The sequence below is a fragment of the Spirulina sp. CCNP1310 genome, assembly GCF_034932185.1.
Taxonomy (GTDB): Bacteria; Cyanobacteriota; Cyanobacteriia; order Cyanobacteriales; family Spirulinaceae; genus Spirulina.
In genome coordinates this window covers 1-11,716 of the sequence record NZ_JAYGHW010000071.1, presented here as the reverse complement: position 1 = coordinate 11,716, position 11,716 = coordinate 1, and the positions used below count along the sequence as shown (strand labels likewise).

Below are 11,716 nucleotides of genomic sequence, written 5' to 3'. Positions count from 1 at the left end.
CCATGCACCTCGCCCTCACCCCTTTCCTCCTCCAAAAACGGGTTCCCCTCACCATTAGCCGAGGAACCACCGCCAGCAATACTAACCTTTGGGTACGGATTGAAGCGGAAGGGATTGAGGGATGGGGAGAGGCTACGCCGTTTTCTGTGGGGGAGGGCCAGGGATTAACAACGGCGGCGCTCTTGCAGGAATTAACCGCTTTAATTCCCCTCATTCAGAACTACCATCCCCTAGAACGGCAAAAACTCGCCCCCCTGTTAGCCCCACTATCCACCGCAGCCCGGGCCGCCGTTGATACCGCCCTTCAGGATTGGTGCGGCAAGCGGGCAGGGCTACCCCTTTGGCAACTGTGGGGCTTGGATCTCGCCCCAATCCCCCCCACTTCTGTAACGATTGGCCTCAGTGATCCCGCCACGGCGGCGGCGCGGGTGGCCCAATGGCAGGCACAAATCGGGGCCAAAGTGTTTAAGGTGAAACTCGGTTCCCCCCAAGGGATTGCAGCGGATCAAGCGATGTTTTCCGCTGTGCAGGCAGCGGCTCCCGATGGATCCTTTAGCGTGGATGCCAATGGGGGCTGGGATTTAGAGGGGGCGATCGCCATGGCCCATTGGCTCGCAGATCGGGGCGTACAGCATTTAGAGCAACCCCTGGCTGCCAGCAACCGGGGGGATTTTGCTGCTTTATATGGGCGATCGCCCCTGCCCATTTTTGCCGATGAAAGCTGCTTTACCGCCCAGGATATCCCCGCCCTTGCCTCGGTAGTCCACGGCATCAACATCAAACTGATGAAGGCCCAGGGATTAAGTGAGGCTCAGGCGATGATCCACACCGCCCAAAGCCACAACCTCCGGATCATGTTTGGCTGCTATAGCGACAGCACGCTGGCCAACACAGCCATGAGCCACCTCGCCCCCTACGCCGACTACATCGACCTCGATAGCCACCTCAACCTCCTCAATGATCCCTTTCAGGGGGCCACCCTCGACGGAGCCGGTCGCCTCATCCCCCCCAACCGTCCCGGCCTGGGGATTACCGCCAACAACCCGCCACCATTTGATGCACCCGTTGCAGCAACACCGTCATCGACTCATTGCGATCCGTAATCGTTGCCGTCACCCGCGATCGCAGCGCATTCAGGCTAGTGGGGGATAAATCGCGATAATCCAACAGCAAAACCGGCAGGTGCTCATAATGTGCGTGAACATAGTCCAAACGCTGGAGCCAAGCCGATTCACAGGATTGATGATCCACATAAATCACCAATAAATCGACGGTATTTTGTTGCAGTTGTCGCTTGGCCTCGGGCCAAGATTTAGAAAGGATGGGGCGGAGGCCGGCGGTATGGAGGTATTGGGTTAAAGCATGGAGAAATGTGGGTTGTTCGCCGGGGGGTTGGGGGTGGGGTTTAGACTGTAGCCCATCACAGGCAACGAGAATATTCGACTGCACGGTGATGCCCACGGCAATTTGAATCACCTGAAAGAGGGCGGCAATGGTTTGGGGTGTGATCGGGATTAAGCAGGGAAAAACCCGCAGTTGGGGGTATTGATTGGCGATCGCCGTCGTCCCCTTATCCAACGTCACCAAGGGCCGAGACACCAAGGATTCATAACAGGTAAGCGATCGCAAAAAAGAAGCCATATTCGGCACATCCCGCCCATCCAACAGCAACACATCCGGCTTCCACACCCGCGCCAAAATATCCGCCTGTTCGAGGTCATCCGCCTCCAAGAGACGATAACTAATTTGATGACCATCGGCGGAAGACACCACCGGCCGCCGCAGATGATTGGTTCCCCCAAACTGAGCCACAAAAGCCGAGTAACCTGTTTCCTGCTCCTGAGGATTAGCATTGAGATGAAGCAACGTTAACGTGCGCACCGTATGGGTCAACGTCGCCTGTAAGCGCAGCAAACTTTCCCGCAAGGGCGCAAGTTTAACCGGCAGCGTCAGAAAGCCATTGGCCCCATTCTGCTGGGCCAATTGTCGCTCCCCATGGGTGGCGGTGATCAGAACGGGAATCCCCTGGGTTGCCGGGTCAGCCTTCAACAGCGTTAACACATCCCACCCGGAGAGCAAGGGCAATAACGGATTGAGCAAAATAATCCGGGGCTGAATCTGCCGCGCCTTTTCCAACGCTTCCGTACCCGATCGCGCAATCAAGACCCGATAACCCAACTGCTGTAACTGATGGGTGAGCCGTTCAATGTAGCGCGGCACCACTTCCACAATCAACACCAATTGATTAGGGGTGGGGGGTTGGGGTTGGGTATGGCTGGGTTGAGGAGGACTCGGCGGTAAAAGCAGCGTAAAGCGGCTGCCTTGGCCCGGCTGGGAAATAAACGAAATTTCCCCCCCATGGGCGCGGGCGAGGCGCTGGGTTAACACCAAACCCAACCCCGCCCCTTCAAATTGCCGCGTTAGGGGACTTTCCAATTGTTGGAATTTTTGAAAAATCAAATGTTGGGCCGATTCCGGAATACCAATGCCTGTATCCCAAACGGTGAAATCAATCCAACCATGCCAACGACTGACGGTTAAACCCATTTGCCCCGTGGGGGGGGTGAATTTAAGGGCATTCTCCAACAGATGGCTTAACATTTGCCGCAACCGGAGTTCATCGGCGATCAAGTCCTCTAGACCTGGCTCAATCACCAAAGCAAAAGGGGTTTGAGGACTAACCTCGGCATCAGGATTAATGGTGTCACCTGTTTGGGAAAGGGCTTGTTTATAGGCGCGATCGCACAGCGCCGCCACCTTCACCGGCTCCGGATTCAACTTCAACTGGCCAGTTTCCAAACGGGTAAGATCAAGAATATCATTGACCACCCGCATCAGTTGCCGCCCACTTTGATAGATCAATTGGGCATAGCGGCTTTGGCGGGAATTCAACGGCCCCAGTTTCGGATCCTTGAGCAGGTTGGATAGGCCTAGAACCGCTGTCAGGGGGGTTTTCAATTCATGGGAAATACAGGCTAAAAACTCATCTTTAAGGCGATTGAGTTGCACCAAATCGGCATTTTTCGCCGCCAGTTCTTTACACAATTGGCGTTGTTCGGTGATATCGGTGGCAAACACGAGCCAGAGCAATTCTCCATCGGCGGTGAGGGGAGGCAGAAACGGAAAGCGCAACAGTTTCCAAGTGCGGGGGCTGTCTTGGTGACGTTTGGAGCCGGTGAGGGGATAGGTTCGCTCCCGAGGATCGGCGGTGGGCAGGCAAATTTCGGTTATTTTGCTCCAAGGCGGGGTGCGGTCTGCTGGGGCGGGGTAATCAGCGGTTTGATTATGCTCGCGCCAAAATTCCCCTTGTTCTTCCATGTGCTGTTGCCAGAGCCGATTTTGTTGCAGGACTTGACCCGTTTGGGTTTGCAACATCAAGGGGAGGGGGATCTGTTCAAGGAGTGCGGTTAAAGTTTGCAGCGGTTCTGGCAATGGCGGTGGCCGCAGGAGAGGGAGGATTTGCCAACCATTGATTAACCCTTGATAACAGCCCAAATCATCCACAACGCCGTAGTATTTTTGGCCGTGGGTATCGGGGTTCAGGGTGGGGGGAAAGAGAATTTCACAGTTTTCTGTAAGCTGGATGGTGATCAGGGGATCAAGCCATTGAGAGGAAATCGGGGTGTTTAGGGCGTGGAGATGGGGTAAAAGACGAGTGAGGGCAATGGTTCCCAAGGGCTTTTGGGCTGCATCCACACAAACCACAATATCGGTTCCAGCCTTGCTAAACAGGGGCAACAGCGTTGCCACAGTCATGGGCAGGGAACAGACAGGTAAGGTTTGAATTAAGGGGTGAATTGCCGCAGCACGAATAGACATAAACACAGGGGGAAGAGTGGGGATGACCCACAGCAAGTACAGTTCCGGTGGGGAACTTGATTGCTATTATCGCTACTGGTTTGAGTCTTTTGCTGCCGGGGATCACAATTAATTACATTTCGTTGTCTCTAGACACAAGATTGTGATTGCATCCTCAATATTTTAAGCTTAACTATAGAATTCCCTCTGTTATTCCTTGGCCTGTTCTTTGTATGATCAGAAACTCTTGCTGTTCACGGGGTAGGGGGCCAGTCTTGGAGCAAGTCTTCGAGGGCAATGGCGGTGTGCGTCCAATGGGTTCCCCCTTGACAAAAGACGATGTAGGGTTCTCTCAGGGGGCCATCGGCGGATAACTCTGAGGTGCTGCCATCGATAAAGGTTCCCCCCGCCATCACCAATTCACTGTCATAGCCTGGCATGGGGGCGGGGATGGGGTCAACGTAGGCATCAATGGGGGAAGATCGCTGTAGGGCGCGACAAAAGGCAATCAGTTGCGATCGCGATCCCAGTTGAATTCCTTGAATCACATCGCGGCGCGGTAGTAAGGGGAGGGGATTCACCGGATAGCCTAATTGATCAAACACATAGGCGATCAGGTGGCTACTCTTGATCGCTTCTCCCACCATTTGCGGCGCTAAAAATAAGCCCTGATACAGGAGGCGATTGAGATCTAGAGTGGCTCCGCCCTCACTGCCAATGCCCGGTGCGGTGAGGCGACAGGCAGCCTGTTCAACTAAATCAGCGCGACCGGCAATATAGCCCCCCGTGGGAGCGATCGTGCCGCCCAGATTTTTAATCAGGGAGCCAGCAATTAAATCCGCCCCTACCGCTGGCGGTTCTTGATTTTCGATTAACTCCCCGTAGCAGTTGTCCACAAAGCAGATCGTATCGGGATTTTGAGACTTGACGGCTTCGACAATCCGGGCAATGTCAGCGATCGCCAAGCTGGGCCGCCAAGCATAACCACAGGAGCGCTGAATCAAGACCATCCGGGTTTGGGGGGCGATGGCGCTGGCGAGATTGTCCCAATCGATTTCTCCTTGGGGGGTGAGATCCAATTGACGGTAGCTGATCCCCCATTCGGCCAGGGAACCTTGACCTGATCCCCGCAGCCCGATCACCTCTTCGAGGGTGTCGTAGGGGGCCCCGGCCACCGCGAGCAATTCATCCCCCGGCCGCAGCACGCCATAGAGGGCGCAGGCAATGGCATGAGTCCCGGAAACCAACTGAATCCGGGCGATCGCCGCCTCTGCATCCAGTACGCCGGCCAAGACGCGATCCAAGGTTTCCCGCCCTAAATCGTCATGGCCATAGCCGTTGACTCCGGCAAAATGGTGGGCCCCGACCCGGTGCGATCGTAAAAACTTAAGAACTTTTTTAAGATTTTGCTTGACCTGAGCGTCAATTCCAGAAAAAATCGGAGTCAGTGCTATTTCTGCCTCGTCTAACAATTTCAGGCTATCCATGCCCCCCCAAGACTTGCATTTGCTACCGTAGCATAAAGCAAAATATGCGTTATCGTCAGCATAGGGCTACTTGTAACATTCGTTTTTGAGATTTCTGCATGACACTTGTTTCTTCACAAAAACGGCCCCTGAATTGGGTCAATATTATTTACATGACGTTAATTCACGCCGGTGCATTGTTTGCGCTTTTACCCAGTAACTTTAGCTGGAGTGCGATTGGTGTGATGCTCGTACTCCACTGGGTCACTGGTGGTCTTGGGATTACGTTGGGTTGGCATCGTTTAGTCAGCCACCGGAGTTTCAAAACTCCCAAATGGGTCGAATATTTCTTTGTATTCTGTGGAGCCTTATCCTGTCAGGGTGGCGTGATTCAGTGGGTGGGACTCCACCGCTTCCATCACCTTCACTCTGACAAAAACCAAGATCCCCACGATTCCAGCAATGGCTTTTTTTGGAGTCACCTGGGATGGATGTTCTATCAGGTCGAAATCGAGCCAGAAGTTCCCCGGATCACGAAGGACATTAAAGATGATCCCGTTTACTTATTTTTGCAAAACTATTTTGTATTAGTACAAGTGGCCCTTGGACTGGTGCTCTATAGCATTGGGGGCTGGCCCTTCATCGTTTGGGGGGTGTTTGTCCGGTTAATTCTGGTGATGCATTGCACTTGGTTGGTGAATAGCGCCACCCATATGTTTGGTTATCGCACCTTTGATTCTGATGACAAGTCCCGGAATTGCTGGTGGGTGGCCCTCGTGACCTACGGTGAAGGTTGGCACAACAACCACCATGCTTACCAATATTCCGCCCGCCATGGGTTGAAATGGTGGGAAATCGATTTAACCTGGATGACGATTCGCCTCCTCAGTGCCTTGGGATTGGCTCAAGATATTAAGCTACTTCCCGCTGAGGCGATCGCCCCAAATTCCACCCCTTAATCATTGATCTCAGGAATCTCAGGGCGAAAAATTTCCCCCCAAAGTTTCAAGAGGGCGAAAAAATTTTCCCCCCTACAGTTTTTTATCCTGAAGCCAAAAGTGGAGGTTAACCTCCACTTTTTTTTATCCCCACTCCCCACTCCCCCCATACCACAAATCTCCCCCCAAGCAAACCCCACCAAGCCGCCCCTGAAACCGAACCCCTGTCCCTTGTGCCTCTGCCCCATCGGGGTATGATGGAGGGCACAAAAGTTAACATTTATGGCCATGCCCCCCGCAGGCATACCTTCAACCATGCGTGTCATTACCGTTCCTCCATCTACGCCTTTCCGTCCCCCCCAAGGCAATCGCCTCTGGCAGGTCTATGTCCTGATTGCCGCTGGTTGTTTGACGACGATGACCGGCGGGGTGGTTTCTCCCGTTTTGCCGGAGATGGTGCAGGAGCTAGCCCTTTCGCCTCAATGGGCGGGAACGTTGGTGAGTATTCACGCCTTGGCGATCGCCCTCTTTACTCCTCTGTTTGGTTGGCTGGCCGATCGCATTGGTAAACGCACCGTCTTAATCCCTTCCCTCCTGCTCTATGCCCTCTTTGGGGTGGCCGGGGCGGTGATGAATACGTTGCCCCTCTTGCTGACCACCCGCGTTTTATTGGGGATTAGTAGTGCGGCCATTGCTGCCGCCAGCATTGGCCTGCTGGCGACGCTGTTTGAAGGAGCAGAGCGATCGCGAATGTTGGGCTATGCCACCAGCGCCATGACCATTGCCAGCATTATTATCCCCATCGTGGGCGGCTGGGTGGGGGCGACGGAATGGCGCTACGCTTTCTATCTCTATGGTTTTGGTTTACCCGTCGCCCTCTGGGCCGCTATCACGCTCCGAGAACCCAGCTCCGGCGGTGGTAGCCTTTTAGACCCAGAACAAAACCAAACCCTGTTCGCCACTCTACGCCGGCCCGCCATTTTGCAAATCTACGGGTTAATTGTGATTGCGGCGGCGATCGTCTACACCGTCGTCATCTACACCCCCCTCTACCTCAAAGAAATCATTGATGCAGACCCGGCGTTAAATGGGGCAGTGTTAGGAATTCGCGCTGTGGGGGCGGCGGTGATGTCTGCCTTTGCCGCCAGTCGCTTGGCGCGGCGGTTTGGGGTGCAACAAACCATCGCCTTTGGGTTTATCACCATGGCTTTTATGCTCTTGACCATCCCACTCTTAAATGAACTGCACTGGATTATTCCGGCGGCGGTGTTGTTTGGCATGGGCTTTGGGATTACCATTCCCAATATTTACGATATTTTGGCAGGACTGGCCCCCTCGGAGGTGCGAGCCACGGTGTTAGCCGTCGGCACTGGGGCCAATTCCCTTGGCCAGTTTATTTCGCCTCTACTGTTAGGGCCAGTGTGGAATAGCATTGGGTTAACAGCGGTGTTTTATAGTGCAGGGGCGATCGCCTTAATCCTTGGTCTCCAAATGGCATTTCTCCCCCTCACCTCTACACATCAACCCTAATTGAGGTCATCTTGATCTATGGCCTTCGTCTCCCAGCTTCGATACCGCTATGCACCAGAGGCGATCGCCCTGTTTATCCTGACATTATTATTTGTCAGTCTATTACCACTCCCCTATTTCATTCACTCTGATGCCCCCACATCCCTAAAATCCAGTCAACAATTTGCCCAAGGCTTGACGGAGCGATTAGGGGATCTGTGGTTGCCGGATATTAACGATTTATCCCAAAACCAATCCTTTTGGATGATTTGGTTTTCCCCCGGCATGGCTTTTTTGTACTACCCCCTTTTAGCCCTGGGTCTTCCCCTCGGACTAGCCGCGAAAATCACCTCCTACCTCCTGATGATGTCCGGTTGTGGGGGATGGTTAGCCGTTGCGAAAAAACTCAAACTGTCCCAAGTCGTTCTGATCCTCTTTGCCTTAGCATTGCCCTTCTACGCTGTTTCCGTGAGTGGTGTATGGCTATCCACCGCTGAAATTGTCGTTTTTGCGATCATGCCTTGGATTTACCAGTTTGGCCTAGGAGCCATGCAAGCTTGGCAAAACCCCAATCAATCCTGGTTTCAAACCTTAAAAGATACGACAATCCTAGGCTTATGCCTAGGCAGCAGCTACTTTTTAAAATATTCTGCCATCATTCCTGCCCTGAGTTTTTGCCTCTATTTAACAATAGAACTCCTGTTTGTTAATGGCAAACATCGCTTTCAAAATCATCAAAAACTCATCATCCTCGGATTGGGTTTTTGTACATTAATCATCATCCCTTTAATTTTATCGTTGTTTAATGCCCAAAACGGCAATACCACTAACTATCTTGATGCATCAATTGCAGTGAATTTTTCCCCCAATCATCCCCGGGGATTTTATTTATTGATTGGCTTGATCTCTGCCCCTGCTTTATACCTCTTCCAAGCCTCACAGTTTTGGATCCACTTAATTTTTTTTAGTGATGGCTGGATTCCTTTTTTCCGAGGAATTGCCTTTGAGCAGCGGATCATTCCATTAACAATGATCACATTCCCTTTTGGTCTTTTTTTATTAATGCTGTGCTGGCGTTATCGCCATTCCTTTTCTCGCCCCCATTGGCTGCTGTTCATAACCTTAGGATATCTTCCATTTTTGCCCCTGGCTTACTTAAGTCAGAAAATTGGCTACAACTATTTAGCCTTCAACTCCCGCCATGGTGTTGGCCATGCCTTGATTATAGAATTATTAATGCTGGCGATTTTTTGGGAAATTTTCAAGCATCAGCAAGAGCGTCATCAATGGATTTTTAAATCTGTAAGATTTGTTAAATTAACAATAATATTTTTGATTTTTTACATTATTCCCAATGCCTTTCATCTGATGCATTTTGCCTTTGCCAATCACTTAAATTTTCCTCGCCATTACATTGCCAATCAAACTCAAATTTATAACCCTTCTTTATCTATTGAAAACAGTAAAATAGTTCTAGAAACCATTGATGGTTTAAAAAAGAGTCAACAGGATGTGATCATTTTAGCTATGCATGAACCCAGTGCTTTTACGGCTTGGCTAGATGTGGATGGGCGGGTTTTACCCATTGCTTTTTCCGATGAAATGTTTCGCACCGCGCTGCAATCCGATGCTTTAAATCTCTATAGCGATCGCCCCTTTTTCACAAGTCAACCCCTACAGGTTATTTTAGTGGTTTCTAAATTCATTGAGGCTGACTCAGATTGGTTAACGTTAATCAAACGTCGTTTTCCCCAAGCTCAAACCTGGTCAAAACATCGTCAGCCGGCCCTCAACGGCGCAGCAGTCTCGATCTACATTGCTAATTTAACGCCCTAATGGAGATGGCTAGAGTCCCAAAACGGTGATAATCGTTTCAAACTCGAAATTATCCAACCATTGCAACACCCCATTGGCCAGATCGCTACAATCGAGGGGCAATTGTGCCACCAATTGCTGCACCTCCTCCCCATCGGCTTCTAATACGGCTTGGGTGAATTTCTCTCGCCAAGGGAGGGAGGTGGTGTGAAATTGCTGGAGCAGGCGGCGATCGCCCCCGAAATCCACTTCACCCTGATTGACAACCTCACGATAGGTATAGTCCAACCCTAAGTAGTGAGCCATGGTCTCGAAAATTTCTTTTTCGGTGTAGGGCTTACGCACCAAGGCATTACAACCCACGGCGAGAATCGAAGCCTCATCAGTGGCAAAGGCGCTGGCGGTCATCATCGCAATGGGGACGGGATGGCTCACTCCTTGGGCTGCTTCGAGGGCGCGGATCTCGCGAGTCGCCTCTAAACCATCCAAAACCGGCATTTGGAGATCCATCCAAATAAAATCCGGTTGGATCTGCTGCCAAGCGACAATGGCTTCAGCCCCATCATGGACGGCTGTAGTGGTAAAGCCAACGGTTTTGAGCAACTGCTCCAACAGGTAGCGATTGGTTTCCCGGTCTTCGACAATCAAGATGTGATAATCCCTTTGGCCTGGGGCTAATCCCGTGACGATTAAGGGGCCAGGGGCGCGGCTGGCATGATCCACGACAACTTTCAGGGATAAGGTAAAGGCGAAGGTTGTGCCTTGATCCAGTTGGCTTTTAACCGTAATGATGCCCCCCATCAGTTGGACAAACTGCTGACTAATCGTTAACCCTAGGCCTGTCCCTTCTTGGCGATCGCTGCGGCGCAAACTCTGCACAAAGGGTTCAAATAGCGTCACCTGATCCCCTGGCGCAATGCCGGAGCCGGTATCAATCACTTGAAATTCAATCCCCATCCGTCCCGCCACGGCGGGGGCAGTGACCCATACCCGGAGGCGAATTAAGCCGCGATCGGTGAATTTAATCGCATTCCCCAGGAGATTGATCAAAACTTGCCGCAGTTTTTGTTCATCCCCTTCCACCTGAATCGGTAGAAAGGGATCAAGATCGAGGTGAAAAGCTAACCCTTTATCGGCGGCTTTCATCGCCAACATGGCCCGCACCGTATTCAGGAGGCGGTGAAGTTGAAAGGGTTGCTCGTTGAGCGTGATCCGGCCGGCTTCAATTTTCGAGAGATCTAAAATGTCGTTGATCACATCGAGGAGATGATTGCCGCTTTGGTTAATAATCGCCAAATAGTTTTGTTGATCAGGGTTGAGGGCATCATCGCGGGTCATCAACTGGCTAAAGCCGAGAATGGCGTTGAGGGGTGTGCGCAGTTCATGGCTCATGCGGGCGAGAAATTGGCTTTTTGCCAGGTTAGCCTCCCGACTTAAGGCGGCTTCCCGCATCGCGGTTTCTTTAGCGGCGGTGAGTTCGGCTTCGGTGCGTTTGCGGTGGGTGATGTCGCGGATGATGGCGATCGCCACTTGACTACTCACCCGCAACAATCGCGCCTCATAAAATCGGGTTTCATCCCCAACCGCTAAAGCATGGTTAAAACTGAGGATTGGCTCTCGCGTACTCAACCGGGCCAAGGTAGCTTGGAACTGGGTTGCGACGGAGGGGGGGAGGAAGTTTTGTAGGGGCTGACCGATGGGATTGGGCAGGGGCAAATAGAGATCTGTTGTGCTCCCCGGTTTATAGTCCAAAACAATGCCTTGGTAATCGAGTTGCAAAAACAGATCGGGAATTGCTGCTTGGCTGGGCAGATTCATGAACAATAACAGTAGAGGAGAGGGGTGAGAGGAGTATGGCTCTTGCTCACGCCTTGTCATTTTCGCGGTCAAACGTCGAGCAAAAGGGCGATGCCCTGAGTTTTTTCTTTGGCTCTTGGGCCGATTAAATCTAGTATGGACGGCATTTTCCTGAGTTGGGCAAATTTTTTTGTGATTAGGGGGAAAATGGGTTATGGAGGGGAGGGAATGGGCAATGGGGAATAGGGAATAGGGAATAGGGAATAGGGAATAGGGAATAGGCAATGGGCAATAGGGAATAGGGAATAGGGAATAGGGAATAGGGAATAGGGAATAGGGAATATGGAATAGGGAATAGGGAACAGGCAATAGGGAATAGTCAATAGTGAACAG

The 11,716-nt window shown here is 51.8% G+C and carries 7 protein-coding genes; 4 read left to right on the top strand and 3 right to left on the bottom strand.

All coding sequences use genetic code 11. The features are described from left to right. Positions 1–2 precede the first annotated feature (2 nt). Positions 3–1,103 (top strand): dipeptide epimerase, encoded by a 1,101-nt coding sequence (locus VB712_RS12930; protein WP_323255323.1) that lies wholly within the window; start codon positions 3–5, stop codon positions 1,101–1,103. Here the strand turns inward: VB712_RS12930 and VB712_RS12925 are convergent. Further along, positions 1,030–3,819 carry a hybrid sensor histidine kinase/response regulator gene (locus tag VB712_RS12925; protein WP_323255321.1) on the bottom strand — a complete coding sequence of 930 codons (2,790 nt, stop codon included), beginning with the start codon at positions 3,817–3,819 and terminating at the stop codon, positions 1,030–1,032. The genes VB712_RS12930 and VB712_RS12925 overlap by 74 nt on opposite strands. A 233-nt stretch (positions 3,820–4,052) precedes the next feature. Then, positions 4,053–5,285 carry a methionine gamma-lyase family protein gene (locus tag VB712_RS12920; protein WP_323255319.1) on the bottom strand — a complete coding sequence of 411 codons (1,233 nt, stop codon included), beginning with the start codon at positions 5,283–5,285 and terminating at the stop codon, positions 4,053–4,055. Positions 5,286–5,383: 98 nt separating this feature from the next. Between VB712_RS12920 and VB712_RS12915 the strand changes: the two genes are divergently transcribed. The 3 genes from VB712_RS12915 (at position 5,384) to VB712_RS12905 (ending at position 9,547) form a co-directional block, all read left to right on the top strand. Then, positions 5,384–6,223, top strand: a complete 840-nt coding sequence (locus VB712_RS12915; protein ID WP_323255317.1) for an acyl-CoA desaturase — start codon at positions 5,384–5,386, stop codon at positions 6,221–6,223. 294 nt (positions 6,224–6,517) lie between these two features. Then, entirely contained in the window at positions 6,518–7,732 is a 1,215-nt protein-coding gene (locus VB712_RS12910; protein WP_323255315.1) for an MFS transporter, read from the top strand. Positions 7,733–7,750: 18 nt separating this feature from the next. After that, positions 7,751–9,547, top strand: coding sequence for a hypothetical protein (locus VB712_RS12905; RefSeq protein WP_323255313.1), 1,797 nt, complete (start codon positions 7,751–7,753; stop codon positions 9,545–9,547). A gap of 9 nt (positions 9,548–9,556) precedes the next feature. Here the strand turns inward: VB712_RS12905 and VB712_RS12900 are convergent, their stop codons facing one another. Next, complete coding sequence (locus tag VB712_RS12900) at positions 9,557–11,344, bottom strand: ATP-binding protein (RefSeq protein WP_323255311.1); 1,788 nt, start codon at positions 11,342–11,344, stop codon at positions 9,557–9,559. Positions 11,345–11,716: the final 372 nt, after the last annotated feature.